The organism is Streptomyces sp. NPDC058335 (assembly GCF_042723915.1).
GTDB lineage: Bacteria > Actinomycetota > Actinomycetes > Streptomycetales > Streptomycetaceae > Streptomyces.
Genome location: NZ_JBHXHX010000001.1, coordinates 57,109 through 82,718 on the forward strand (window position 1 = coordinate 57,109; position 25,610 = coordinate 82,718).

Below are 25,610 nucleotides of genomic sequence, written 5' to 3' on the forward strand. Positions count from 1 at the left end.
CACGGAGAGGCAGCTTCAGCGCCGTCGCAGGCGCAGGACCAGGGTGGCGCCGCCGATGAGCACCAGTACCGCGGCGGCGCCACCCGCCAGCACGGGCGCGGACGGCCCGGAGCCGGCCCCGGAGGCGGACGCCACCGGGGTGCTCGCGGGCGTCGCGGCGGCCGGTGCGCCGGACGCCCTCGCCGCTCCCGACGCGGGGGCGGCGGACGGCGTTGTGCCGGCCGTCGTACCGGCCGCCGCGCCGGCCGGAACCGAGGGGCGGGCGGACGGAGGCTTCGGCGATCCGGCGGCCGTGGCCGCCGACGGTGAGGACGCCGCCGCGGCCTTCTCCGGGAACACCACGTCGGAGCACGAGTAATAGGTGTCCGGCGTGCTGCTGTTCTGCCAGATCGTGTACAGCACCTGATGTCCCGTGCGGTCGGCGGGCAGTTCGGCCGTGAGCCGGTAGGCGCCGTCGCGCAGCGCCGGGTCCTTCACCTGGGCGAACGGCCGCTCGGGCAGATCGTTCCAGGTAAGCGGTTGCGACGGGTCGCACCCCTGCTTCGTCAGATAGAACGTGAACGTTCCCGTGTGCGGGATCGTCGACACGTACGTCATGCGCAGTGTTCCGCCCGGGGTCAGGCGGGTCGAGGGCCAGTCGGAGCGCGCGAGGTCGAGTCCCCGGTAGGCCGCCAGGCCGCCGCTGCACAGCTGCCCGTCGGGGATCGTGCTCCGGTCCCGGCCGTCGACGTTCGCCACCCGCAGGTTGTCCCAGGCCGTGAAGGGTGCGCCGTTGGCGGCCACCGCGGCCCGGCAGGCGGCGGACCCGGACGGCGAACCGCCGTCCGGGGAGCAGGCGTAGACCCGGCTGACCGGGGTCGTGGGCGCGCCGTGCGCCTGCGCCGGTGCCGCTGCCCACAGCAGCACCGGCAGGAGCGGGCTCAGGGCGGTGGCCGCCAGGGCGGCGGTGCGGTGTGCGGTCGTGCGGCGCATCGGGGACGTCTCCTCGGCCGGCGCGGGAACGGTTTCGACGTCCAGTACGCGGCGCCGGCCCGGCGCGTTCAATACGCCGACGCACCGGGCGTCTCCCCAGCAAACCCGGGCATTCGCCGTCCGGTTGCCCCTGTCAAGGGTGGTGTTCCGGCCGGATCGAGGGTTTCCCCCGTATCCGAACAACCGTTGCCCTGCCTATCGTTCCAGCACAGCTGACCCACAGGTAACCCCTGGTGGACCGGCTACCCGCCTGGCGGCCATCGCGTTGCTCCTCGATTCACCCCCCGCCGCTTCGACGACGAAGCGAATCGACCGAGGCTCCCCCCTGCCCGGAGCCGGCCACGAAAGGCACGCCCCCTTGCGCACCTCTCCCGCTCTCAGACGGAAGCTGATATCCGTCGCCGCGGTCTCCGCGGCCCTCCTCACCGCCGCCACCACCGCCTCGGTCGCCGCCACCCCGGACGTCGCGTCACGGGAGGCCGCCGCCGTCCCGGCCGCCCAGACCGAGGCCGCGCCCGGCACCCCGGCCGAGCGTCTCATCGTCGGCTACACGTCCGCCGCCGCGGAGGCCAGGTCGAACCAGGCCGCCGAGGCCGACGCCGCCGCCAAGGGCAAGGAGACCGGCGAGGACCTCGACTTCGAGCGACGTCTCGGCACCGGTGCCGCCCTGGTCGACCTGGGCTCCGACCTCACCCGCGCGGACGTCGCCGACGTCGTCGCCGAGTACCGGGCCGACCCGCAGGTCGCCTACGTCGTACCGGACCGCCTGAACACCGCGAAGGCCGACCCGAACGACACCGAGTACGCCAAGCAGTGGGACCTGTACGAGGCCACCGCCGGCATGAACGTGCCCGGCGCCTGGACCACCACGACCGGCACCGGGGTGACGGTCGCCGTCATCGACACCGGTTACGTCGCCCATACCGACCTCGCCGCGAACATCGTCGGCGGCTACGACTTCATCGCCGACACCGCCGTCTCGGTGGACGGCGACGGCCGCGACAGCAACCCGGCCGACCCGGGCGACTGGTACAACGCCAACGAGTGCGGCTCCGGCGTCCCGGCCGGCACCTCCTCCTGGCACGGCACCCACGTGGCCGGCACCATCGCCGCCGTCACCAACAACGGCAAGGGCATCGCGGGCATCGCCCACGGCGCGAAGATCTCCCCGGTCCGCGTCCTCGGCAAGTGCGGCGGTTACGACTCCGACATCATCGACGCCATCACCTGGGCCTCCGGCGGTACGGTTTCCGGTGTTCCCGCCAACACCAACGTCGCCAAGGTCATCAACATGAGCCTCGGCGGCGACGGCGCCTGCACCTCGGCCACCCAGAGCGCGATCAACGCGGCCGTGAGCCGCGGCACGACCGTCGCCGTGGCCGCCGGAAACGAGAACGACAACGTCGCGAACCATTCGCCGGGCAACTGCAACAACGTGATCTCGGTGGCCGCGACCAGCCGCACCGGCGCCAAGGCCTCGTACTCCAACTACGGATCCCTCGTGGACATCTCGGCGCCCGGCGGCCAGACCAGCACCGGCACCGCGAACGGCATCCTGTCCACGCTGAACTCGGGCACCAAGACGGCGTCCACCGAGTCGTACGCCTACTACCAGGGCACCAGCATGGCCACCCCGCACATCGCGGGCCTGGTCGCGCTGATGAAGTCGGCGAACTCCTCGCTGACCCCGGCGCAGATCGAGACGGCCATCAAGAGCAACGCCCGTGCCCTGCCCGGCGCCTGCTCCGGCGGCTGCGGCGCGGGCCTGGCTGACGCGGCCAGGACGGTGCAGGCGGTGAGCGGCTCCGGCGGCTCCACGGGGGGCACCACCTTCACCAGCACCACCGCGGTCAGCATCCCGGACAACGGATCGGCCGTCGAATCCCCGATCGCCGTCACCGGCCGCACCGGCAACGCGCCCACGGCCCTCCAGGTCGGCGTGGACATCACCCACACCTACCGCGGTGACCTGGTCGTCGACCTCGTCGCCCCGGACGGCACGGCGTACCGCCTGAAGGCGTCCAGCACCTCGGACTCCGCGGACAACGTCGTGACCACCTACTCGGTGAACGCCTCCAGCGAGGTCGCCAACGGCACCTGGAAGCTGCGGGTGCAGGACGTGGCCGCGCAGGACACCGGCCGCATCAACAGCTGGAAGCTGACCTTCTAGGCCGGGAGGCGGTACGAAGGGGAAGCCCTCGCAGCCGTACGAACGGGCGGGCCGGCCGGTGTGGATGGACACCGACCGGCCCGCCGTACGTCCGGGTCAGGAAGCCTCGCGCCGCTCCAGCGAGGCCAGCACCCGTGCTCCCCGGTCGGCGCGGGCGTCGAGGCCGGGGAGCAGACCGGGCACCGCGATGCTGGGCAGGATGTGCGCCCACATCACCGACAGCCGGTCACCGAGATCGGCGCGGTCGGTCAGCGCCCGCGACATCAGCTGGACGCCGGTGAAGGTGCCCACCAGCAGGCCGACCGTTTCCGCCGGTTTCACCGTGGGCAGCAACTCGCCCCGTTCACCGGCCAGTTCCAGAAGTTCGGTCAGCGCCCGCGCCCACTGTCGGAACGGCTCGCCGTGATCGACCCCGGACGGCGTCTCCTGATCCACCGCCAGCCGTACGCTGCCCCGCAGCAGGGCGTTGTCCAGCAGCCGGCACGCCACCACGAAGGTCATGTCGACGATCTCCTGGAGCTTGCACGGCTGCGGCGGGACCGCCCCGAAGGGCACCTGCTCGTTCAGGACCGCCTGGGCCAAGGCCTCTTTCGACGCGAAGTGGAAGTACAGGGCGCCCTTGGTGACCTGGGCGCGCTCCAGGACCATGGCGATGGTGGTGGAGGTGTAGCCGTGTTCGTCGAACACCGCGCCCGCCGCTTCCACGATCGCTCTGCGCGTCCTGATCGCGCGCTCCTGTTTCGCCATTGAGAGCCCTTTCACGGCACCGGATCGGCCGTCCCGCAGTCGGATGCGGATTCGGTCCGATCATAGGATGCCGTCGACTGATCTCATTGAAAACAAACCGGTCGCCTCGTACTCTAACGCTCACCGAGCGGACGGTTCGCCGTCTGCCGTGGCCTTCGGGGGACCGTAGGGAGAGAGATGACTCGACCGCGGCAGCTTGCCGACACGCCGTCCCTGACCGCAACCGTCCCACGCCAACTCGTCCACCGCGCCGCCCTCGCGGAGACCTTCCTCACCGGCTGGCGGCGCACCGGGGCCGACCGGTTCACGGTGTCGGCGCAGTGGCCGCGCGCACACGGGTTACACGTGTCGCCCGATTGGTCCGCGTACGACCCGCTGCTCGTCGTCGAAACGATCCGGCAGAGCGGCACCTTGGTCAGCCACACCGAGTACGAGGTGCCGCTCGACCGGCAGTTCGTCCTCAAGGAGTTCCACGTCACGACCGAGCCATGGGCGTTGACGCTGGGCCCGCGGCCGGCCGAACCCGAGGTCGAACTCGTCTTCACCGACGTCCAGTACCGCGGCCGGCGCCCTGTCGGCGCCCGCTACACCGCGCATGTGCTGCGCGACGGCACCCGCGTCGCCACCGCGGACGTCTCCTTCACCTGCGTCAGCGAGCCCGTCTACCAGCGGCTGCGCGGCGGCCGTACCCCGGACACCGTGACGGCCGTCCCCGTCCCGCCCGGCGTGCCCGCCGACACCGTCGACCGGGCCCTGCCCACGGACGTCGTCCTCGCCCCCACCGGCCGGCCGGATCGCTGGCAACTCCGAGTAAATACCGCGCACCCCGTTTTCTTCGACCATCCTCTCGACCATGTCCCCGGCATGCTCCTGCTGGAGGGCGCCCGCCAGGCGGCCCTGCTGGAAACGCCGGGCAAACGGGTACCGACGGCTTACCACGCCGTCTTCCATCGGTACGCGGAGCTGGACGAACCCCTCTGGATCGAGGCGAGGCGCACCCATGACACCGGCGTGCAAGTCGTCGGCGTACAAGGGGAGTCGACAGTCTTTGCCTGCCTGGTCGGTACCGCCGGATCGTGAACTGTTGTTTACTGGGTGTGAGAAACAAACGGCATGACCCGTTCTTTACGCCCAGGAGTGTCCAGTCGATGGCGAGGCAACTACGTGCGGAGCAGACCCGCGCGACGATCATCAGGGCCGCAGCCGATCTGTTCGACCGGAACGGCTACGAGTCGACCAGCCTCAGTGACATCGTCGAGCACGCCCAGGTCACCAAGGGCGCGCTCTACTTCCACTTCGCGGCCAAGGAGGATCTCGCCCAGGCCATCCTGGAGCTGCAGTCCCAGGCCTCGCGCCGGGTCGCGGGTGAGATCGACGACCGGGGCTATCCGTCCCTCGAAGCGCTGATGCGCCTCACCTTCGGCATGGTGAGGCTGTCGGTCGAGGGCCCGGTCGCCCGAGCCGGCCTTCGCCTGGCCACCGGCGGCGTCGCCGTACGGCCGCCCGTGCCGCACCCGTTCACGGAGTGGCTGGAGCTGATGTCCCGTCGGCTCGCAGGCGCGGTGCGGGAGTCCGACATCCATCCGGACGTCGACGTGGACGCCGTGGCCCACTCGCTGGTCTGTTTCTTCGTCGGCACCCGCGTGGTCGGCCGCTCCCGCGAGCCCGGCGCCCGGCTCCCGCGCCGCATGGCCGAGATGTGGCACGTCCTCATCCGCGGCCTGGTCCCCGTCCCCCGCCGACCCCGCTACCTGAGCCTCGCGGCCCGACTGGAACGGGAGGTCATGGCGGCGGTGTGAGGGACGGGATGCACCCGTGCCCCAGCCCGCACCCACGCCCGACCCACCGCTACCCCACTCCGACCCCCGCCCCGCGATACCGTGATCCGCATGTCCGACACCCCCGTGCCGCCCGTCCCGCCCGTGATTCTGGGCGACGAGCCCGGCTCCTTTCCGCGCGGTGTCCTCGCCGAGCGGCACCCCGCGATCATCCGGCGGGTGCGGGACGCCTTCCCCTACGGACCTGACATCCGGCGGTCCCTGGAAGCCCTGCTGACGAGCTGCGTCGAGGGTGTGATCGAGCCGCTCCCCGCCGACGCGCACGACCGGGACCGCTGGCGTGCCTGGGGGCTGGACGCGTACGCGGGCCGCTCCTGGTACGAGGTGCCCTGGCTGTGGTCGGAGAGCTACTTCTACCGCCTGCTCCTCGAAACCGTCGGCTACTTCCGGCCCGGACCCTGGCAGGGCCTGGACCCGTTCCGCCCGTTCAAGCTCGCCGAGCTGGACGCCTCCGAGACCGACGAGGAACTCGCCGCGCTCGACGGCCTCGCAGGCCGCCCGGCGCCGGAACAGGCACGGGCCCTGCTGCACGGCTCGCTCTGGGGCAACCGCGCGGACCTCGGCTTTCGACTCTCCGACGCGGGCGCGCAGGACCGGGCCGCAGTCCCCGGACTCGTCGCCGACGACAGCGAGACCCTGTGGGCGCTGCTGGCGCCTCCGCAGGCCGCCGACGGCACGCTGTGCCTGGTCGCCGACAACGCCGGCCGTGAGCTGATCCCCGATCTGCTCCTCGCCGCCCATCTCCTCGCCCACGGGCGGGCCGGCCGGGTCGTCCTGCACGTCAAGCCGTACCCCTACTACGTCTCGGACGCCACGACGGCCGACGTCGTCGACGCGCTGCGCCGTCTGACGGCCGCTCCGGGGGCGGCCGCCGGGTACGGGCGGCGGCTGTGGGCGGCGATGGCGGACGGCACGCTGACGGTCCGCGCCCACCCCTTCGCCGCCGCCCCGCTGCCGTACGACCGGATGCCGGACGACCTGCGCGCCGAGTTCGCGGCCGCCGCCCTGACGATCGTGAAGGGCGACCTCAACTACCGCCGCCTGGTGGGCGACCGGCTCTGGCCGCCGACGACCCCCTTCGACGAGGTGACCGCGTACTTCCCCGGACCGGTCGTGGCCCTGCGCACCCTGAAGTCGGATGTGATCACCGGGCTGTCCGCCGGAACCGAGGCCGCCCTCACCGCTGCCGAGGGACAGAGCTGGCGGACCGGCGGCACACACGCGCTGATCCAGACCAGGAAGTGAGCACGGCGCGAGCCGCGTCGTCCGCCCGCGGTCAAGAGCGCCCGATTCGCAGCGATTCGCCCCCGGTTCACGCGATGGTGTGATCATGTGCCGTGCCGCGGATGAGGGTTGGCGCCCCCGGGTAGGGCCCGGCCATGACGCAGCCGTTCGAACTCCCGCACTTCTACATGCCGTATCCCGCGCGGCTCAACCCGCACCTCGACGAGGCCCGCGCCCACTCGACGGCGTGGGCGCGTGAGATGGGCATGCTGGAGGGCTCCGGGATCTGGGAGCAGGCCGACCTCGACGCGCACGACTACGGCCTGCTCTGCGCCTATACCCACCCCGACTGCGACGGCCCGGCCCTGTCGCTGATCACCGACTGGTACGTGTGGGTGTTCTTCTTCGACGACCACTTCCTCGACATGTTCAAACGCACCCCGGACCGGGCGGCCGGCAAAGCCCACCTGGACCGGCTTCCGCTGTTCATGCCGCTCGACCTGGCGACCGCCGTGCCGGAGCCGGAGAACCCGGTCGAGGCGGGCCTCGCCGACCTGTGGGCGCGCACCGTGCCGGCGATGTCCGCCGACTGGCGTCGCCGCTTCGCCGTCGCCACCGAGCACCTCCTCAACGAGTCGATGTGGGAGCTGTCCAACATCAACGAGGGGCGGGTCTCCAACCCCGTCGAGTACATCGAGATGCGCCGCAAGGTGGGCGGCGCCCCCTGGTCCGCGGGGCTCGTGGAGTACGCGACCGCCGAAGTCCCGGCCGCCGTCGCCCGGTCCAGGCCGCTCAGGGTGCTGATGGAGACCTTCTCCGACGGCGTGCACCTGCGCAACGACCTGTTCTCCTACCAGCGCGAGGTGGAGGACGAGGGCGAGCTGAGCAACGGCGTGCTCGTCCTGGAAACGTTCTTCGGCTGCACCACCCAGGAGGCCGCCGACACCGTCAACGACATCCTCACCTCCCGCCTCCACCAGTTCGAGCACACAGCCGTGACCGAGGTGCCCGCGCTGGCCGTGGAGAACGGCCTCCGGCCGGACGAGGTGGCCGCCGTCGCCGCCTACACCAAGGGGCTCCAGGACTGGCAGTCCGGCGGCCACGAGTGGCACATGCGCTCCAGCCGGTACATGAACAAGGGAGCCGGCTCGACCTCGCCCTGGGAGAAGCTGACCCGCCCCGGCACCTCCGCCGCGGACGTCGGCGCCCTGCTCGCCTCGGCCGCCGCGGAACGCCTGCGCGCGTACACGCACGTGCCGTTCCAGAAAGTCGGCCCGTCCCGGCTGCCCGAGTTCCACATGCCCTTCCAGGTGGAGCTGAGCCCGCACCTGGACCGGGCCCGCCACAACCTGGTCGGGTGGACGCGCCGGATGGGCATGCTGTCCGAAGGGGTGTGGGACGAGGACAAACTCGCCTCCTGCGACCTGGCGGTGTGCTCGGCGGGCCTGGACCCCGACGCCAGTCCCGAGGCCCTCGACCTCAGCGCCTCGTGGCTCGCGTTCGGCACCTACGGCGACGACTACTACCCGCTGGTCTACGGCCACCGTCGCGACCTGGCCGCGGCCAGGGTCACCACCGCCCGCCTCTCGGCCTGCATGCCCGTCGACGGCGAGGAGACCCTCGTCCCCGCCAACGCGATGGAGCGGTCGCTGATCGACCTGTGGGCGCGCACGACCGCCAGCATGACCCCCGACCAGCGGCGCACCCTGCGCGCGGCGGTGGACAGCATGACGGAGAGCTGGGTGTGGGAGCTGGCCAACCAGCTCCAGAACCGCATCCCCGACCCCGTCGACTACCTGGAGATGCGGCGCGCCACCTTCGGCTCCGACCTCACCCTGAGCCTGTGCCGCATGGGCCAGGGCCCCGCCGTACCGTCCGAGGTGTACGCCAGCGGCCCGGTCCGCTCGCTGGAGAACGCGGCCATCGACTACGCCTGCCTGCTCAACGACGTCTTCTCGTACCAGAAGGAGATCGAGTTCGAGGGCGAGATCCACAACGCGATCCTCGTCGTGCAGAACTTCTTCGGCTGCGACTACCCGACCGCGCTCGGTGTCGTCCACGACCTGATGACCCAGCGCATGCAGCAGTTCGAGCACGTGGTCGCTCACGAACTGCCCGTCCTCTACGACGACTTCGAGCTGTCGGCGGAAGCCCGCGAGGCCATGCGCGGATATGTGACCGACCTCCAGAACTGGATGGCCGGCATCCTCAACTGGCACCGGGAGGTGGACCGTTACAAGGACTCCTACCTGTCCCGCCGGTCCCACGGCTTCCTGCCCGACCACCCACCGGCCGTCCCCGCCCTGCCGGTCGGCTGACCGCGCACACGGACTGCCGGCGCGCTGCCGGTCGGCCGACCGCTCACACGGACCGCTCACACGGACCGCGCCCGCCGACCGGCGCCCGGCGTGCTCGTCACACGGACCGCGCCGCCGTCCGTCGCGCCGCGTGCTCGACCGCGGCTCGTGCCAGCCCCCGGACCATGGGGTGCGGGCGCGAGCCGTCGCCGTGCAGCTCCGGCTGGAAGAGGGAGGCCAGGAAGAAGGGGTGGCCGGGGAGTTCGGCCATCCGGACCTGGCCCGCCGCGTCCCGGCCGGAGAAACGCAGGCCGTGTGCGACCAGGGTGTCGAAGTGCCGGGACAGGCCGTACCGGCAGGAGTAGCGCTCGACCGTGGACTCCCGGCCGATCACCTCGCGGGCCAGCGAGCCCGGCTCCAGCAGGACCGTGTCCTCGTGGCCCTCCAGCGAGCAGGCCAGCGGTTCCAGGAGCGGGTCCGTGGCGTCGGGGTCGTTCTCGGCGTGCGCCGCGTGGGTGAGCCCGCAGGCGTCGCGGGCGAACTCCAGCAGCGCGTGCTGGAACCCGCCGCAGGTGCCGAGGAACGGGATGCCCTCCTCGCGGGCGGTGCGGATCGCGGCGAGGACACCGGCCTCGCTGCGGTACGGGCTGCCCGGCACCACCCACACCGCGTCGAAGCCGCGCACCGCGGCCTCGGCCTCCGCGTCGGCCGACGGGATCCAGTACGCGTCGAGGACCAGCCGGTCCCGGGCGGCGAGGGCGTCGAGCACAAGCGGGATCCGGGTGTGCGAGACGACGTTGGGGGAGCGGTCGCCCACCAGGGCGACCTTGGCGATCCGGGCGGTGCCGGAGATCTGAGCGGTGCTGTCGGTCATGCGTCCCATCCTCGGAGCGGCCCGCACTTCACGTCCAACGATGATTCCTGCACCTACGATAAGCAGAACTGATGCAACGCTGTGGACATGGACCCGCACCTCCTGCGCACCTATGTCACCGTGGCCCGCCTCGCCTCCTTCTCCGAGGCCGCGCGCACCCTCGGCTACACCCAGTCGGCCGTGTCCCAGCACATCGCGGCCCTCGAACAGGACCTCGGAGCGCCGCTGCTCACCCGCCGTCCCGTCGCCCCCACGGCAGCCGGCGAGCGGCTCCTCGAACACGCCGGACCCCTCCTGCTGCGCCTGGAGGCGGCCCGCGCGGACGTCGTACGGATGGCCGCCGCCCCCGACCACGGCCTGACCCTGGCCACCTCCGCGACCGCGCTCACCCCCGCGGCGCTCGCCGCGCTGCCGTCCGCCCGGGTGACGCTGCGAGTGCTCGCCCGCGACGAGGTCCCCGCCGCCGTCGCCGCGGGCACCGCCGACGTGGGCCTCGTCGACGGCCTGGCGGCCCCCAGCGACCCCCTCCGGCTGCCCGACGTGGCACCGCTCACGACCTACGGCGTCGGGGAGGAACCGGCCGGCGTCCTGCTGCCCGTCGGCCACCCCCTCGCCCGCCGCACCGGACTGCGCCTCGGCGACCTCGCCGACGCCCGCTGGATCGACGCCCCCGACACCGGCCTGCCGCTGCCCCAGCTCCGCGCCGCGAACGGCGGCCAAGGCTTCCGCCCGGCCCTGCGCTACGACGGCACCGACGTCCGCGTCCTGGCCGCGCTCGCCGCCGCGGGCCACGGCCTGACCCTCCTGCCCCGCTCGGCGACGGCCCACGCGCCGGGCACGGTGGCCGTGCCGCTCACCGCACCGCGGGTCGTCCACCGGGTGGAACTCGTCCACGCCGGTACGCCGACGGGTGCCGCGCGGGCCCTGGTCGCGGCGCTGTCCCCGCGCGCGTGAGCCCGGGTTCCGCGCCGGCCGTACCGTCGTTGACCGCTGGTCAGTCTCACTCGTTCGTGGCTCGTGACGCTCCGGTGCGAGGGGTAGAGCACCAGCCGGAGGCGATCCATGGAACAGACCGCGTTGCGTCCCAAGCCCATGCCCGGCCAGGAGCCCGGCGGCGGCCCGCCGTCCGACGGCCGGCCCCGCCACCCGCACGCCGCCCGCCGGCGCGGCCGGCGTCTGACGACCCTGCTGTTCGGCGCGCTCGTCGGTACGGTCCTGGTGCTGTCCGGCGTCGGCCTCGGCACCGTGGGCGCCACCGTGATCGGCGCGAGCAGGCTGGCCGAGCTGCAACGGCAGGCGGGCGGGGCCGCGCCGGGCGCGGTGCCCCAGGCGGGCCCGCGTCCGTCCGTGCCGTCCTTCCCGCCGGGCGCGCCGGTCGACGCCACCCTGGGCCTGGAGATCGTGGACGCCGAGAAGGCGGGCGCCGAGATCGTCGCCGTCCACGTGCCCGGCCCCGGCTACTCGGCCGGTCTGGTGCGCGGGGATGTCGTACTGCACTTCGGCCGGACCCGGATCGACTCGGCGACGGATCTCGCGCGGGCGGTCGACGAGGCGAAGCCGGGCAGGGAGACCAAGGTGACGGTCCGTCACAAGAGCGGCGGCTACCAGCAGTTGACGGTCGTGCCGGGTATCGTCACCTGACGGCCCGGCCCGGAGGGCGTGCTGCCGGAGTCAGACGACCACCCGGAAGTGGCTCGTGAGCCGCCGTTCGTCGTCCAGGACGTGGAACGCGAGCCCGACCGGCGCCTCCCGGTCGGCGATCTCCTCGCCCTCCCAGGGCAGCCGCAGCGTCCACGTCACGCCGGGGCCCACGATCAGCGGCCGCCCGGCGAAGGTGGTGGCGGCCGGGGTGTGGGCGTGGCCCGTGACGATGCCGGCGATCTCCGGCCGCCGCTCCAGCAGCGCGGCCAGCCGGGCGGGGTCGCCCAGCCGGTAACCGTCCGGCAGCGGGTGGTGCAGCGCCACCGGCGGGTGGTGGAAGGCGAGCAGCGCCGGCACGTCCCCGTCCAGCTCGTCGAGCGTCTCCTCGATCCAGGCGTACGTCTCGTCCGCCAGGGCGCCCTCGTCCTCGCCCGGGATGCTGGAGTCGCACATCAGGACCGCGCCCCCGTCGAACACCTGGACGCTGTTGACCGGCCCGTCTGCGGCCGGCCGTCCGAGCAGGGCCTTGCGGTACGGGGCGCGACGGTCGTGGTTGCCGGGGCAGGTGAGCACCGGCCAGGGAGTGCCGGGGCCGTGCGGCCCGAGGATGCGTGCGGCCTCCTCGTACTCGGCCTCCGTCCCGTGGTCCGCGATGTCCCCGGTGACCAGCAGCGCGTCCACCCGCCCCGGCAGGTTCCGGAGCCGCTCGCACACCCGCTCGGCGCGCTCGGTGGCACGGGCGCTGCCGTCCAGGTGCAGATCGCTGATGTGGGCGAGTACGAGCACGGTGCCGGCCTCCCGAAGTGGATTAACGCTTACTGAGGATCTAACCATTAGATCTGACGGGCAGGCAATGCATATCCGTCAGGGGCGGCGGGCGGAGCTCCCCGCGAAAACCCCGTCGACCGGGTCGCGCCGCCCCTGCTGACCGGGCAGGATGCTGCCCGTAGTCACACGTCCTTCGAGGGAGGCCCGGATGACCGGCCGTACGCCCGCGCGCTTCACCGCCGACGACTACCGGGCCCGCATGGAGCGGGCCGTGCACGCGGCCGGCGACGCGGGGCTGGCCGGTCTGCTCGTGGCGCCCGGCCCTGACCTGGTATGGCTCACCGGCTACGCGCCCCCCGCGGTCACCGAACGGCTCACCCTGCTCGTCCTCACCCCCGACCGCGACCCCGTCCTCGTCGTCCCGGCCCTGGAGGCCCCCGACGCCGCCGAGGCGGTCGGCGCCCCCGCCCTCACCCTGCGGGACTGGACCGACGGCAAGGACCCCTACGCCGCCACCGCCGCCCTCCTGGACACCGGCGGACGGTTCGGCGTCAGCGACAACGCCTGGGCGATGCACCTGCTCCGCCTGCAGAGGGCCCTCCCGGACAGCTCCTACGCCTCCCTCACCGAGGCCCTGCCGATGCTGCGCGCCGTCAAGGACGCGGCCGAACTGGAGCTGATGGCGGCCGCGGGAGCGGCCGCCGACGCAACGTACGAGGAGATCCGGAAGGTTCCCTTCGCCGGGCGCAGGGAGTCCGAGGTGGGCGCCGACCTGGCCGGCCTGCTCCGCCGCTTCGGGCACTCCCAGGTCGACTTCACCATCGTCGCCTCGGGCCCGAACGGCGCCAACCCGCACCACGAGGTCGGCGACCGCGTCATCGAGCACGGCGACATGATCGTCCTCGACTTCGGCGGCCTCAAGGACGGCTACGGCTCCGACACCTCCCGCACCGTCCACGTCGGCGAACCCACCGACGAGGAACGCCGGGTCCACGACCTCGTCCGCGAGGCCCAGGAGGCCGGCTTCCGCGCCGTACGGCCCGGCGTCGCCTGCCAGGAGGTCGACCGGGCCGCCCGCGCCGTCATCGCCGACGCCGGGTACGGCGAGTACTTCATCCACCGCACCGGCCACGGCATCGGCGTCACCACCCACGAGCCGCCGTACATGATCGAGGGCGAGGAGCAGCCCCTCGTGCCCGGCATGTGTTTCTCCGTGGAACCCGGCGTCTACCTGCCCGGCCGGTTCGGGGTGCGCATCGAGGACATCGTCACCGTCACCGAGGACGGCGGCCGGCGCCTCAACGACACCACCCGCGAGATGGTCATGGTCGGCTGAGACCACAGGAGTCCCGGCACCCACCCGAACGGCACCCGAACGGCTACGGCGCGACCATGACCCAGGCACCCCCACCCACCGCGGACACCGTCCGCCGGCTGGTCCGCACGCTCCTCGAGACCGGCGACGACGACGGTCGCGGCCCCGAGGTCCGGCCCGTCACCGAGGAGGGCCGGCACGGCACCTGGTGGGTCGGCACCCGCCACGTCCTGCGGCTCGCCCCCGACCGCGAGGCCACCGTCCGGATGCGCCGCGAACTGCGGCTGCGCGACCTCGTCCGGCCGCACGTCCCGGTCGCCGTGCCGACCTCCGTCGCGCGCGGCGAATGGTCGCCCGGCCTCACCTTCACCCTGGACACCAAGGTGCCCGGCGGCACCGCCGAGGACCACGACGTGTCCGCCGTCGGCGAGGCCGACCTGGCCGGACTGCTCGGCGGGCTGCGCGAGGTACCGGTCCGGCAGGCCGAGACGATCGGCGTGCCCCGCGTCGCCCCGCGCTCCCTGGAGGCACTGCGCCGGATGGCGGTGGCCGCCGCCGAACGCCTCGCCGCCGCCGACGAGTTCGACCCCGTCCGGCTGCACCAGCTCACCCCGCCCGGCGCGGCCCAGCTCGCCGCGCAGCCCGCCACCGCCGTCCTCGTCCACCACACGCTGCGCGGCGAGCACCTCGTGGTCAGCGCCGACGGCCGGGTGCGCGGCGCCCTCGACTGGACCGGCGCGGTCGTCGGCGACCCCGCCGAGGACATCGCGGGGCTCGCCCTCGCCGTCGGTTCCGGTGCCGCGGTCCGCGCCGCCACCCTCACCGGGTACGGTGCCCGCGCCTGCCTGCGCGGCCTGTGGCTGGCCCGCTGCGACACCGTCGTACGCCTCGCCGAACGCCTGACCGGCCACGGCACCGAGTCCCCGGCCCTGCTGCGCACCCAGCTGCGCCGCGCCTGGGAGGCGATCCTGCTGGAACGGGTGACGGAACTCCGCGAGGACGGCGCGGACGACTAGCGGATCCGCCCGCCGCCCCAGGCCCGCGGGGTGGCCCTCAGTCCTGTTCCAGTACCACGCACGACTCCGCGGGTACGTGCAGCAGCCCGTCCGGGCCCGGTGTGTCCACCGGTTCCCACGCGGCCAGCACGCGCGCGGGACGCGTGCCCAGGGGGATCGCCGCCGGCGCCTTGCCGAGGTTCACGGCCACCCGGATGTCGCCGCGGCGGAAGGCCAGCCAGCGGGCCTGCCCGTCGTGGGCCACCTTGAGGTCGGCGAGGTCGGGGTCGGTCAGGTCCGCCTGGGCGTGCCGCAGCGCGATCAGCCGGCGGTACCAGGCCAGCACGCGCGCGTGCGGCTCGCGCTCCGGCTCCGACCAGTCCAGGCAGGAACGGTCCCGGGTCGCCGGGTCCTGCGGGTCGGGCACGTCCTCCTCCGCCCAGCCGTGCGCCGCGAACTCCCGCCGCCTGCCGCGCCGTACGGCCTCCGCGAGGTCCGGGTCGGTGTGGTCGGTGAAGAACTGCCAGGGCGTGCCCGCCGCCCACTCCTCGCCCATGAACAGCATCGGCGTGAACGGGGACGTCAGCGTCAGCGCCGCCGCGCAGGCCAGCAGGCCGGGGGAGAGGGAGGCGGCGAGCCGGTCGCCCTGGGCGCGGTTGCCGACCTGGTCGTGGGTCTGGGAGTAGCCGAGGAGCCGGTGCGCGGGCAGCCGGCCACGGTCCAGCGGCCGTCCGTGGGACCGGTCGCGGAAGCTGGAGTAGGTGCCGTCGTGGAAGAAGCCGCCGGTGAGGGTCTTGGCGAGCGCGGCGAACGGTTCGCGGGCGAAGTCGGCGTAGTAGCCCTGGGACTCGCCGGTCAGGGCGGTGTGCAGGGCGTGATGGAAGTCGTCGTTCCACTGCGCGTGCAGCCCCAGCCCGTGCTCCCGGCGGGGCGTGATCAGCCGCGGGTCGTTCAGATCGGACTCGGCGATCAGGAACAGCGGCCGGCCCGTCTCCGCGGCGAGCGCGTCCACCGACTCCGACAGTTCCTCCAGGAACGGGTACGCGCGCGTGTCGGCCAGCGCGTGCACCGCGTCCAGCCGCAGTCCGTCGATCCGGTAGTCGCGCAACCACGCCAGCGCGCTGCCCAGCAGGAACGCCCGCACCTCGTCCGAGCCGGGCGCGTCCAGGTTGACCGCCGAACCCCATGGAGTGTGGTGGGTGTCCGTGAAGTACGGGCCGAAGACGGGCAGGTAGTTGCCCGACGGGCCGAGGTGGTTGTGCACGACGTCCAGGACCACGCCCAGCCCCAGCTCATGGGCCCGGTCGACGAACCGCTTCAGCCCCTCGGGCCCGCCGTACGGCTCGTGCACCGCCCACAGCGACACCCCCTCGTAACCCCAGCCGTGCCGGCCGGGGAAGGGGCACAGCGGCATCAACTCCACGTGTGTCACGCCCAGTTCGACGAGATGGTCGAGCCGGCCGGCCGCCGCGTCCAGTGTCCCCTCGGCGGTGTACGTGCCCACGTGCAGCTCGTACAGGACCGCGCCCGGCAGCGGACGTCCCGGCCACCGCGCCCGCCACACATGGCGGCCGTGGTCGACGACCGCGCTCAGTCCGTCCGGCCCGTCCGGCTGACGGCGCGAACGCGGGTCCGGCCGCACCGGGCCGTCGTCCACCGCGAAGCCGTACCGGGTGCCGTCCCGCGCCTCCGCCTCGCCGGTCCACCACCCCGGCCGCGCGGCGTCGCGCTCCAACGCGCGCGTGACGCCCTCGCACTGGAGCGTCACACGTTCGGCCTGTGGTGCCCACACCTCGAACTGCACGGACGGTTCCCCTTCGTCTGCTCACAGTCTGCTCACCGTGATGTAGCCCGACCCGACCCATCGTGCTCCAAACGAGATCGATCCGCTGCGCGAACCCCCCCTTCGCACCGGATGTCGTGGCGGGTGTCGCGACGGATCGCCTCGGGCACGCGTGCGTGGCCGCCGTTTTCCCGTTTTCTGGACACCCGCCGTTCACTGCCCGACAATCACGAACGTGACGTCGTCATTCGAGTTCAACACGTACCCCGCGCGCCTGTCCGACGTGGAGCGCGACAGGGCACTGAAGGTGCTCCGTGACGGTGTCGCCATGGGCCGTCTCTCCCACGACACGTTCATCCGGCGCATGGAACTGGCGCTCGCCGCCCGCCGCTCCGACGAACTCGCGGTCCTCACCGCCGACCTGCCCAGCGAGAACCGCTTCTCGCGCGCCGTCTTCGGCACCGTCGAGGCCGTCTCCGGCTTCACCGTACGGCTGCGCAGGGCCTGGCAGGCCGAGCGGCTGCCCAAGCTGCTGCTGCCGCACCCCGGCACCGCGCGGGCCCTGCGCATCGGCCGCGACCCCGCCAGCGGCCTCAGGCTGACCCACGACAGCGTCTCGCGCGTGCACGCCGAACTCAGCCGCCAGGGCGGCATGTGGATCCTGCGCGACCTCGGCTCGACCAACGGCACGACCGTCAACGGACGCCGCGTCATCGGCGCCGCCGTGGTCCGCGAGGGCGACCAGGTCGCCTTCGGACGGATGGCGTTCCGCCTCTCCGTGAACTGAGTCCCGGCCGGCAGGTCAAGCCCTGTGGGGCGGTGTTGACGTACCTCCCGTGCCATGACTCACTGTGCGTACACCCGCCACTCGCGGTGAACCGACGGCGCCCCCGACGCGGAGGTGTGTCCTGCCGCCACTCCTGCGCTACCCGACCGCGGACGAACTCGCGGCCCGCGCGGCCGCACTCGTCGCCCGCCGGCCCCGCGACACCCGCCTGCGCCGCGTCGGCGTCTCGCGCGCGGGCACGCCCCTGTGGCTGCTCTCCGTGGGCCACGGCAGTCGGCAGGCGCTGATCGTCGCCGGACCGCACGCCAACGAACCCGTCGGCGGCGCCACCGTCCTGCGGCTCGCCGAGCGCGTCCTCGCCGACCCGCGGCTCACCGAGGACGCCGACGCCACCTGGAACCTGCTGCTCTGCCTCGACCCCGACGGCCTGCGCCGCAACGAGGGCTGGCTGTCCGGCCCGTACACCCTCGGCCGCTACTTCCGGCACTTCTTCCGGCCCGGCTTCCTGGAACAGCCCGAGTGGCTGCCCGACGGGGCGCAGGCCGCGGCGCTGCCGGAGACACGGGCGCTGCTCGGCCTCCAGGACGAGCTGAAACCTTTCTTCCAGTGTTCGCTGCACGGCGTCGACGTCGGCGGCGGCTTCGTCGAACTCACCCGTGACCTGCCCGGACTCCCGCAACGCGTGGCCCACGCCGCCGCCCGCCTCGGCATCCCCCGCGAACTCGGCTCCTACGACACCCTGTACTGGCCGGGACTGGGGCCCGCCGTCTACCGGATCCCGCTGCCGCGCCCGCGCGACCTGGCCGCCGCCATCACCGAGGCCGCCGTCGAGTCGACCTGGTACCACCCGCACCGGCACGGCACCGTCACCGCCGTCGTCGAGGCGCCCATGTGGGGTGTCGCCGCCGTCGAGGACGACTCACCGCCCGCCGACCGCGACGCCGTGCTACGCGCGGTGAGCCGGACGCTGCGCCACGAGAGCCGGCTCCTCGAACGCGTCCTCGCGCGCGTGCGGCCCCATCTCTCCGCCGCACCCGACACGGTCCGCCTGCTCGCCCCCGTCCACGACTACCTCCTCGTCTGCCCCGGCCTCGCCGACGCCTGGGACCCCGACACCGGCGACCCCGCCCATCCGCTGCCGCCCCTGAACACCGCCCACCTGGCCGCCCTGCGCATCGCCGGGCGCCGTATCGCCGTACGCACTGCGGGCCTGCTCCACCAGCTCGTCGCCGGGTCCGGGCACGACCCGGCCGGGGCGCTTCCGGAGCTGGACGCGCTCATCGACGCGTGGTGCGCCGACTACCACGACGGCTTCGGGGCCCGCTGGATCCCGGTCGCCCGCCAGGTGGAGTACCAGACGAGAGTCGTCCTCGCCGCGTTCGAACTGGCCGCCCGTCCGGCACCCGCACCCGCACGATCGGGTGAGCCGGACTGGGGAACCGAGGCCGCCGTGCCGATGCACCGGGAATGAAGCCCTTCCCCACACACCCCCTCCAGGGCGCCCTGCCCGTCACGGCCGCCCTCCTCCTCGCCGCCGTCGCCCCCGCCCAGGCCTCGGCGCCCCGGACCCACCTCCCCGGCGACGGGCTCCGGCTGACCGTCACCACCGGCGACTCCCGCTCCAGCGACACCCGCGGCACCCTCCTGCTGTGCGACCCGCCCCAGGGCCACTCCCGCGCCGCCGAGGCGTGCGCCGACCTCACGGCGGCCGACGGCGACATCGGCGCCGTCGTGCACAGGGACGCCGTCTGTTCGCTCCTGTACGCGCCCGTGACCGCCCACGCGAGCGGCCGGTGGAACGGCCGCCCGGTCGAGTACACGAAGACCTTCTCCAACACCTGCGTGATGCTCGCGGAGACGGGCGCGGTCTTCGCCCTCGACGACGAGCAGCTCCCCGAACTCCCCGAACTGACACTGGCCGAGCTGCCCGGGGTCTGAGACCGGCCGACCGGCCGGTCGGCTCCGGGCACGCGCGCGTGGGCGTGCCCGGAGCCGCCTTCCCCGGTCGTACGGCCGCTGCGGCTCCTACGGCTGCCGCGCCGACCCCTCGCGCGCGTGCAGCGCCGCCGCGACGACCGTGCGGGACTGGTGCTCGACCTGGTGCTCCAACGGCACCCAGCGGGCCCGGAACCGCTCGGCGAACGCGTCGCTCCACCCCTCGACGAGACGCTCCAGGTGGGGTGCCGCCCGGTCGTCCCGCTCCCGCAGCACCCGCCACAGCATCGCCGCCGCCCGCAACGGCAGGCGGCGGCCGAAGGCGTCCACGCTCCCGACGTACGCCATCGTGGTGCCGGCCGGGGGCGTGTGGGTCCAGTCGGCGGCCAGGCCCGGCACCAGCTCCAGCACCCAGCGGGCCGCTCTCAGCAGCGGTCCGTCGACGCCCTCCAGCCGCGGCGAGGCCTCCGCCAGCACGTGCTCCACCTCCCGGGCGTCCCGCAGCAGGCGGCGGGCCAGACGCCGTATCGCCTCCGCGGGATCGGGGTGCGGCGCCGGGTCGTCGACCATGTCGCTCGCCCACATCGGCACCTCCACGACCGCGGTCAGACCGCCGTGGCGATGGGCGTGGTACCAGGTGCTGTGCCGCGCGTCGTCCGGCATGCTCGGGTACGCCACGCCCGCGCCGGGTTCCGGCATCACATGCACCCCCGGTCCGGACGCGGGCCAGCCCGCCGCGTCGGAGGCGCCGGTCTCCACCGGGATGTGCAACTGCGCGGCCGACTTGGCGAACGGCTCGGCCAGACCCGGTATGTCCCTCGTCAGCTGCACCCAGCTGCCGCCCAGCTCGGTGCCGTGCAGCGTGACCTGGAGGTAGGGCCGCAGCTCGTCGATGACACGGGTCAGCGCGCGCGTCTCGGGCGGCAGCCGGTCCGCCGGCAGGACGGCCGGGGACCACTCCGGCTGCTCCGGGCCCGCTGGCCGGAAGAAGCCCCGGTGGTACTCGAGGAGGCTGCGCGGCGCCGGTGTCACGTGCAGACTCGCCCCGTCGGGGTCCGCGCAGAGCAGGAAGTGCCAGGACGTGCCGTCCCTCAGTTCCCGCTCGGACATGACCCGTTCGGCCAGGGCGAGCAGTGTCGGGCCGCCGGTGGGCTCGTTCGCGTGAGCCCCCGCGACGACCAGGACGGCCAGCCGCGCATGCCCCACGGACAGCAGGTGCAGCGGCCGGCCCGCCCGCGAGAGCCCCACCTTCCGCAGCGCGCACAGCCCGGGTCGGAGCGCGGCCAACGCCCTGGCGGACGCGGTCAGTTCGGTCACCGTGGGGTAGCGCAGCTCCGGCAGGAGACTCACCCCCGTCACGTCCGCCCGGCCTTCGCATCCGCAGTACCCCACGGTCTCGGTGCCCTGTCAAGAACGCGCCACGGGCGCTTGCGGGGGGCGCCCGGAAGCACCCGGACGCGGCCCGGGTGACCGCGGAGGCGTACCGCGCCCGCCCGCCGGGCACCGCCCCGGCCACGAGCCGAGCCGCCCCGCCGGGGCCTACTCCGCGTCCCCCCCGAGCCGCTCCAGCAGCGCGACCGGCAGTCGCTCGAACAGTTCCGCCACGCGCGCGTGCCCCATGAACTCACGGCCGGGATCCAGGGCGTCCACCCACCTGCCCGGAGGGAGCGTCAGACGCGTGTCCCCCCAGCCGCCCGCCTCCGCCAGCCGCAGGGACAGCCGGGTGACGGCCGTGACGACCCGGCCGGAGCGGGCGAAGGCCAGGAGGTGATCGGCGGCCCGGCCCTCGGCGGGCAGCGGCTCGTACGTCGCCGCCGCACCGAAGGCGTCCGGATGCCGGCGGCGCAGCCGCAGCGCGGCCGCGGTCACGGCGCCCTTGACGCCGGCGTCCTCGGTACCGGCGTCCCCCGGCGGGAAGCGGACGGGGCGCCGGTTGTCCGGGTCGACCAGGGCGAGGTACTCGCTCTCCGTGCCCTGGTAGACGTCCGGCACCCCCGGCATCGTCAGCTGTACCAGCGCCGCGCCCAGCACGTTCGCGCGGATGTGCGGCGCGAGCGCCTGCCGCAGTGCGACCACCCGCTCGCCCGGCAGCCCGCACGGCCCCGCCGTGACGAACGCCGCCACCGCCTCCTCGTACGGCGGCTCCTGCTCCGTCCAGCTCGTGTACATGCCCGCCTCGCGCACATGCTTGAGCAGCGCCTCCCGCACCCGCTCCGGGGCGGCCGGACCGAGTCCGAACACGGTCTGCCAGGCCGCCCACGCCAGCTGCCCGTCCGGCACGCTCACCTCGGCGTGCGTGACCTGCTCCAGGAGCTCCGCCCAGCGCCGCGGGCACTCGGTGAGAACGGCCAGCGCCGCCCTGACGTCGGCGCTTCGCTTGGTGTCGTGCGTGGACAGGACCGTCCCGGTGAGCGGCCAGTCGCGCTCCACGCGCGCGCAGTACGCGTGGAAACCGGCGGGGGAGACGCCCTGGCGGCCGGGATCACCGCCCACCTCGTTCGCCGAGAGCAGCGGCACGTACCGGTAGAACGCCGTGTCCTCCACCGACCTGGCCCGCAGCGCGGACGCCGTCTGCGCGAACCGGGTGCGGAACTCCACCGCCGCCGGACCGTCCTCGCGCCCCAGCACCAGGCCGCGCACCACGTCCACCGCGCCCGCCTCCTCGGGCACGACGAAGGCGAGCCGGGCCTCCGCGGCGGCTTCCTCGGTGACGACGGCGGCCGCGTCACCGGAGACGTACGGCCGGTAGACCTCCATCCGCACCAGCAGCTCCTCCAGCGCGGTGCGCAGCGCCCAGGGCGCCCGGTCGCGCGGCGCCGGGTCCGGGGACGCGGCGCACGCGCGCGTGGCCGCCCGCGTCAGCCGGTCCAGCTCGGTGGCCAGCTCGTGCCTGAGCACCGCGTACGCCGCCCGACGCACCGTCGCCGCCCAGTCCCCGCCCCGGTCCGTCTGCGGGGCCGCGAACCGGCGGTACAGCTCCAGCAGCTCCCCGGCGCCCGCCGGGTCCGTGAACAGGCCGTCGACGTGACGCAGGGCGTCGTAGCCGGTGGTGCCGGCCACCGGCCAGGCGTCCGGCAGCCGTTCGCCGTCCGCGAGGATCTTCTCCACGACCGTCCAGCGGCCCCCGCTCGCCGCGTGCAGCCGCGCCAGATAGGCGTCGGGGTCGGCCAGCCCGTCGGGGTGGTCGACGCGCAGTCCGTCCAGCACGCCCTCGTGCAGCAGCTGGAGGATCTTTCCGTGCGTGGCGTCGAACACCTCCGGGTCCTCCACCCGCACCCCGATCAGCTCGGAGATGCTGAAGAACCGCCGGTAGTTCAGCTCGGTGCGGGCCAGCCGCCACCACACCGGCCGGTACCACTGCGCGTCGAGCAGCCGCGGCAGCGGCAGGTCCCCGGTGCCCTCGCGCAGCGGGAACGCGTGGTCGTAGTAGCGCAGGACGTCCCCGTCGACGCGCAGCTCGTCGATCACCTCGCCCACCGGCCCGCCGAGGACGGGCAGCAGCACCTGGCCGCCCTGCGCCTCCCAGTCGATGTCGAACCAGCGCGCGTACGGCGACCTGGGGCCCTCCCGCAGCACCTCCCACAGGGCGCGGTTGTGCCGCGGGACCATGGCCATGTGGTTCGGCACGATGTCCACGACCAGCCCCAGCCCGTGCTCGCGCGCGGTGCGCGACAGGGCCCGCAGCCCCTCCTCGCCGCCCAGCTCCGCACGCACGCGCGCGTGGTCGACCACGTCGTAGCCGTGCAGGGAGCCGGGTACGGCCTCCAGCACGGGCGACAGGTGCAGATGCGACACGCCGAGCGAGGCGAGGTACGGCACGGCCGCCGCCGCCGCCTCGAACGGGAACCCGGGCTGGAGCTGGAGCCGGTAGGTGGCCGTGGGCACGACGGGGACAGGGCGCTCAGAGGTCATGCAGACCTACGTACCCGCCCTGCCCCCTTTCCTGTCATCCCGCCCACCAGGTGGCCGCCGGGCGTTCGCTACGCGGGCCGCTGCAGGACGGTCATGCTCCGGTCCACCAGCGTCAGCCGGTCCCCGGCCGCCACCTTCGCGCCCGCCCCCCGCTGCACCGCCTCCGGGTTCGCGGTGTCCACGACCACCTGCCACTGGCGGCCGTGGTCGACCGGCACCACGAACTCCACGGTCTTGGGGGAGGCGTTGAACATCAGCAGGAACGAGTCGTCGGTGATCCGCTCCCCGCGCGAGCCGGGCTCGGAGATCGCGTTGCCGTTGAGGAACACCGTCAGGGTCGAGGCCTGCGCCGAGTTCCAGTCCCGCTGGGCCATCTCCTTGCCCTCCGGCGTGAACCACGCGATGTCCGACAGATCGTCATGGGTTCCCTCCACGGACCGTCCGTGGAAGAAGCGGCGGCGGCGGAACACGGGGTGCTCCTTGCGCAGCCGCACGATCGCCCGCGTGAAGTCGAGCATCCCGTCGCCCTCCCCCTCGGGGTCGGGCCACTCCACCCACGACAGCTCGCTGTCCTGGCAGTAGGCGTTGTTGTTGCCGTGCTGGGTGCGCGCCACCTCGTCACCGTGGCTGATCATGGGCACGCCCTGCGACAGCATCAGCGTCGCCATGAAGTTGCGCATCTGCCGGGCCCGCAGCTCCAGCACGTCCGGGTCGTCGGTGTCGCCCTCCACACCGCAGTTCCAGGACCGGTTGTGGCTCTCGCCGTCCCGGTTGTCCTCACCGTTGGCCTCGTTGCGCTTGGCGTTGTACGACACCAGGTCGCGCAGGGTGAACCCGTCGTGGCAGGTGACGAAGTTGATCGAGGCCAGCGGCCGGCGCCCGTCGTCCTGGTACAGGTCGGAGGAGCCGGTCAGTCGGGAGGCGAACTCCGCGAGCGTGCGCGGCTCGCCCCGCCACAGGTCCCGTACGGTGTCGCGGTACTTGCCGTTCCACTCGGTCCACAGCGGCGGGAAGTTCCCCACCTGGTAGCCACCCTCGCCCACGTCCCACGGCTCGGCGATCAGCTTCACCTGGGAGACGACCGGGTCCTGCTGCACCAGGTCGAAGAACGACGACAGCCGGTCCACCTCGTGGAACTGGCGGGCCAGGGTCGCCGCGAGATCGAAGCGGAACCCGTCGACATGCATCTCCAGGACCCAGTACCGCAACGAGTCCATGATCAGCTGGAGCACGTGCGGGGACCGCATGAGCAGCGAGTTCCCGGTCCCGGTGGTGTCCATGTAGTACCGCGGATCGTCCGCCAGCCGGTAGTACTGCGCGTTGTCGATACCCCGGAAGGACAGCGTGGGGCCCAGGTGGTTGCCCTCGGCGGTGTGGTTGTAGACGACGTCGAGGATCACCTCGATCCCCGCCTCGTGCAGCGCCCGCACCGCCGACTTGAACTCCAGCACCTGCTGCCCGCGGTCGCCCCAGGAGGCGTACGCGTTGTGCGGGGCGAAGAAGCCGATCGTGTTGTAGCCCCAGTAGTTGTTGAGGCCCATGTCGACCAGACGGTGATCGTTGACGAACTGGTGTACGGGCATCAGCTCCAGTGCCGTGACGCCCAGCTCGGTCAGGTGCTCGATGATCGCCGGGTGCGCGAGGGCGGCGTAGGTGCCGCGCAGCTCCTCCGGCAGCCCCGGGTGGCGCATCGTGAGGCCCTTGACATGCGCCTCGTAGAGCACCGTGCGGTGGTACTCGGTGCGCGGGCGCCGGTCGTCGCCCCAGTCGAAGTAGGGGTTGACCACCACCGACGTCATCGTGTGGGGCGCCGAGTCGAGGTCGTTGCGCTTGTCGGGGGCCCCGAAGTGGTAGCCGTACACCTCCTCGCCCCATGTCACCGAACCGCTGATCGCCTTCGCGTACGGGTCGAGCAGCAGCTTCGCCGAATTGCACCGGGAGCCGCGCTCGGGCGCGTACGGACCGTGCATCCGGAAGCCGTAGCGCTGCCCCGGCATGATGCCCGGCACGTACGCGTGCCGCACGAAGGCGTCGCTCTCGCGAAGTTCCACCGCCGTCTCCGAGCCGTCGTCGTGCAGCAGACACAGCTCTACTCGGTCCGCGGCCTCCGTGAAGACCGCGAAGTTCGTACCGGCGCCGTCGTACGTGGCGCCGAGGGGATATGCCTCTCCAGGCCAGACCTGCATGGATACGACTCTTTCAGGTGTGCCGCTCCGCCGGGGACGCCTTCGCACCGAGTCTCCCGGAAAGTGAGGGAACCACCTGTGACTTACGTCCCTCTTACCCGGCGACCAGTGCATACGTCCCATCCGGCGTACGCCGAACCAGTGGGGCCTACAACGTACTCCCGGG

General features: G+C 73.2%; 20 protein-coding genes. 12 read left to right on the forward strand and 8 right to left on the reverse strand.

Annotation, left to right across the window (positions count from 1 at the left end; genetic code table 11):
• Positions 1-15: 15 nt before the first annotated feature.
• Positions 16-972: a lytic polysaccharide monooxygenase gene (locus tag ACFWJX_RS00285; RefSeq protein ID WP_383234498.1), complete on the reverse strand. Its 957-nt coding sequence runs from the start codon at positions 970-972 to the stop codon at positions 16-18.
• Between the two features lie 358 nt (positions 973-1,330).
• On the opposite strand from ACFWJX_RS00285, the gene ACFWJX_RS00290 reads away from it, so the two are divergent.
• Positions 1,331-3,142, forward strand: a complete 1,812-nt coding sequence (locus ACFWJX_RS00290) for a S8 family serine peptidase (protein WP_383234501.1) — start codon at positions 1,331-1,333, stop codon at positions 3,140-3,142.
• A gap of 96 nt (positions 3,143-3,238) precedes the next feature.
• On the opposite strand, the gene ACFWJX_RS00295 is transcribed toward ACFWJX_RS00290, so the two are convergent.
• Positions 3,239-3,889: a ScbR family autoregulator-binding transcription factor gene (locus ACFWJX_RS00295; protein WP_383234504.1), complete on the reverse strand. Its 651-nt coding sequence runs from the start codon at positions 3,887-3,889 to the stop codon at positions 3,239-3,241.
• 177 nt (positions 3,890-4,066) lie between these two features.
• Here ACFWJX_RS00295 and ACFWJX_RS00300 point away from each other — a divergent pair, with 177 nt between their 5' ends.
• The 4 genes from ACFWJX_RS00300 to cyc2 all read left to right on the forward strand — a co-directional run bounded on the left by ACFWJX_RS00300 (position 4,067) and on the right by cyc2 (position 9,269).
• Positions 4,067-4,969 carry a ScbA/BarX family gamma-butyrolactone biosynthesis protein gene (locus tag ACFWJX_RS00300; RefSeq protein ID WP_383234507.1) on the forward strand — a complete coding sequence of 301 codons (903 nt, stop codon included), beginning with the start codon at positions 4,067-4,069 and terminating at the stop codon, positions 4,967-4,969.
• A gap of 68 nt (positions 4,970-5,037) precedes the next feature.
• Positions 5,038-5,688: a ScbR family autoregulator-binding transcription factor gene (locus ACFWJX_RS00305; protein ID WP_383234510.1), complete on the forward strand. Its 651-nt coding sequence runs from the start codon at positions 5,038-5,040 to the stop codon at positions 5,686-5,688.
• 90 nt (positions 5,689-5,778) lie between these two features.
• Positions 5,779-6,972, forward strand: a complete 1,194-nt coding sequence (locus ACFWJX_RS00310) for a damage-control phosphatase ARMT1 family protein (protein WP_383234513.1) — start codon at positions 5,779-5,781, stop codon at positions 6,970-6,972.
• Positions 6,973-7,106: 134 nt separating this feature from the next.
• Positions 7,107-9,269, forward strand: coding sequence for a germacradienol/geosmin synthase Cyc2 (gene cyc2, locus ACFWJX_RS00315; protein WP_383234515.1), 2,163 nt, complete (start codon positions 7,107-7,109; stop codon positions 9,267-9,269).
• Between the two features lie 97 nt (positions 9,270-9,366).
• Here the strand turns inward: cyc2 and ACFWJX_RS00320 are convergent, their stop codons facing one another.
• Positions 9,367-10,122 (reverse strand): hypothetical protein, encoded by a 756-nt coding sequence (locus tag ACFWJX_RS00320; RefSeq protein WP_383234518.1) that lies wholly within the window; start codon positions 10,120-10,122, stop codon positions 9,367-9,369.
• Between the two features lie 87 nt (positions 10,123-10,209).
• Between ACFWJX_RS00320 and ACFWJX_RS00325 the strand changes: the two genes are divergently transcribed.
• Positions 10,210-11,076 (forward strand): LysR family transcriptional regulator, encoded by an 867-nt coding sequence (locus tag ACFWJX_RS00325; RefSeq protein ID WP_383234521.1) that lies wholly within the window; start codon positions 10,210-10,212, stop codon positions 11,074-11,076.
• Positions 11,077-11,184: 108 nt separating this feature from the next.
• On the forward strand, positions 11,185-11,763 hold the full coding sequence (locus ACFWJX_RS00330; RefSeq protein WP_383234524.1) for a PDZ domain-containing protein: 579 nt from the start codon (positions 11,185-11,187) through the stop codon (positions 11,761-11,763).
• A 30-nt stretch (positions 11,764-11,793) separates the two neighbouring features.
• On the opposite strand, the gene ACFWJX_RS00335 is transcribed toward ACFWJX_RS00330, so the two are convergent.
• A complete protein-coding gene (locus tag ACFWJX_RS00335) occupies positions 11,794-12,549 on the reverse strand; it encodes a phosphodiesterase (RefSeq protein WP_383234526.1) in 756 nt (251 codons plus the stop codon).
• Between the two features lie 190 nt (positions 12,550-12,739).
• Between ACFWJX_RS00335 and ACFWJX_RS00340 the strand changes: the two genes are divergently transcribed.
• Both ACFWJX_RS00340 and ACFWJX_RS00345 read left to right on the forward strand, forming a co-directional pair.
• Entirely contained in the window at positions 12,740-13,867 is a 1,128-nt protein-coding gene (locus ACFWJX_RS00340; RefSeq protein ID WP_383234529.1) for an aminopeptidase P family protein, read from the forward strand.
• A 56-nt stretch (positions 13,868-13,923) separates the two neighbouring features.
• Positions 13,924-14,862, forward strand: a complete 939-nt coding sequence (locus ACFWJX_RS00345; protein WP_383234532.1) for a phosphotransferase family protein — start codon at positions 13,924-13,926, stop codon at positions 14,860-14,862.
• A 37-nt stretch (positions 14,863-14,899) separates the two neighbouring features.
• On the opposite strand, the gene treZ is transcribed toward ACFWJX_RS00345, so the two are convergent.
• Entirely contained in the window at positions 14,900-16,645 is a 1,746-nt protein-coding gene (gene treZ / locus ACFWJX_RS00350; protein WP_383234535.1) for a malto-oligosyltrehalose trehalohydrolase, read from the reverse strand.
• Between the two features lie 214 nt (positions 16,646-16,859).
• Between treZ and ACFWJX_RS00355 the strand changes: the two genes are divergently transcribed.
• From ACFWJX_RS00355 to ACFWJX_RS00365, 3 genes are all read left to right on the forward strand, one after another.
• Positions 16,860-17,411, forward strand: a complete 552-nt coding sequence (locus tag ACFWJX_RS00355) for an FHA domain-containing protein (RefSeq protein ID WP_383234538.1) — start codon at positions 16,860-16,862, stop codon at positions 17,409-17,411.
• Positions 17,412-17,532: 121 nt separating this feature from the next.
• On the forward strand, positions 17,533-18,882 hold the full coding sequence (locus tag ACFWJX_RS00360; RefSeq protein WP_383235869.1) for a M14 family zinc carboxypeptidase: 1,350 nt from the start codon (positions 17,533-17,535) through the stop codon (positions 18,880-18,882).
• Positions 18,879-19,349 (forward strand): SSI family serine proteinase inhibitor, encoded by a 471-nt coding sequence (locus ACFWJX_RS00365; RefSeq protein WP_383234540.1) that lies wholly within the window; start codon positions 18,879-18,881, stop codon positions 19,347-19,349. The genes ACFWJX_RS00360 and ACFWJX_RS00365 overlap by 4 nt, the downstream gene beginning before the upstream one ends.
• Before the next feature lie 87 nt (positions 19,350-19,436).
• On the opposite strand, the gene ACFWJX_RS00370 is transcribed toward ACFWJX_RS00365, so the two are convergent.
• The 3 genes from ACFWJX_RS00370 to glgX all read right to left on the reverse strand — a co-directional run bounded on the left by ACFWJX_RS00370 (position 19,437) and on the right by glgX (position 25,444).
• On the reverse strand, positions 19,437-20,696 hold the full coding sequence (locus tag ACFWJX_RS00370) for a M14 family zinc carboxypeptidase (RefSeq protein ID WP_383234543.1): 1,260 nt from the start codon (positions 20,694-20,696) through the stop codon (positions 19,437-19,439).
• Positions 20,697-20,885: 189 nt separating this feature from the next.
• Positions 20,886-23,258: a malto-oligosyltrehalose synthase gene (gene treY / locus ACFWJX_RS00375; protein ID WP_383234546.1), complete on the reverse strand. Its 2,373-nt coding sequence runs from the start codon at positions 23,256-23,258 to the stop codon at positions 20,886-20,888.
• A 68-nt stretch (positions 23,259-23,326) separates the two neighbouring features.
• A complete protein-coding gene (gene glgX, locus ACFWJX_RS00380; protein WP_383234549.1) occupies positions 23,327-25,444 on the reverse strand; it encodes a glycogen debranching protein GlgX in 2,118 nt (705 codons plus the stop codon).
• Between the last annotated feature and the right edge of the window lie 166 nt (positions 25,445-25,610).

Excerpts from the sequence above, each read along its gene's own strand:
- ACFWJX_RS00330 (WP_383234524.1), top strand. The coding sequence starts at position 11,185 with ATGGAACAGACCGCGTTGCGTCCCAAGCCCATGCCCGGCCAGGAGCCC.
- ACFWJX_RS00325 (WP_383234521.1), top strand. The coding sequence starts at position 10,210 with ATGGACCCGCACCTCCTGCGCACCTATGTCACCGTGGCCCGCCTCGCC.
- ACFWJX_RS00310 (WP_383234513.1), top strand. The coding sequence starts at position 5,779 with ATGTCCGACACCCCCGTGCCGCCCGTCCCGCCCGTGATTCTGGGCGAC.
- ACFWJX_RS00285 (WP_383234498.1), bottom strand. The coding sequence starts at position 972 with ATGCGCCGCACGACCGCACACCGCACCGCCGCCCTGGCGGCCACCGCC.
- ACFWJX_RS00320 (WP_383234518.1), bottom strand. The coding sequence starts at position 10,122 with ATGACCGACAGCACCGCTCAGATCTCCGGCACCGCCCGGATCGCCAAG.
- cyc2 (WP_383234515.1), top strand. The coding sequence starts at position 7,107 with ATGACGCAGCCGTTCGAACTCCCGCACTTCTACATGCCGTATCCCGCG.
- ACFWJX_RS00295 (WP_383234504.1), bottom strand. The coding sequence starts at position 3,889 with ATGGCGAAACAGGAGCGCGCGATCAGGACGCGCAGAGCGATCGTGGAA.
- ACFWJX_RS00345 (WP_383234532.1), top strand. The coding sequence starts at position 13,924 with ATGACCCAGGCACCCCCACCCACCGCGGACACCGTCCGCCGGCTGGTC.
- ACFWJX_RS00365 (WP_383234540.1), top strand. The coding sequence starts at position 18,879 with ATGAAGCCCTTCCCCACACACCCCCTCCAGGGCGCCCTGCCCGTCACG.
- treY (WP_383234546.1), bottom strand. The coding sequence starts at position 23,258 with ATGACCTCTGAGCGCCCTGTCCCCGTCGTGCCCACGGCCACCTACCGG.
- glgX (WP_383234549.1), bottom strand. The coding sequence starts at position 25,444 with ATGCAGGTCTGGCCTGGAGAGGCATATCCCCTCGGCGCCACGTACGAC.
- ACFWJX_RS00305 (WP_383234510.1), top strand. The coding sequence starts at position 5,038 with ATGGCGAGGCAACTACGTGCGGAGCAGACCCGCGCGACGATCATCAGG.
- ACFWJX_RS00300 (WP_383234507.1), top strand. The coding sequence starts at position 4,067 with ATGACTCGACCGCGGCAGCTTGCCGACACGCCGTCCCTGACCGCAACC.
- ACFWJX_RS00340 (WP_383234529.1), top strand. The coding sequence starts at position 12,740 with ATGACCGGCCGTACGCCCGCGCGCTTCACCGCCGACGACTACCGGGCC.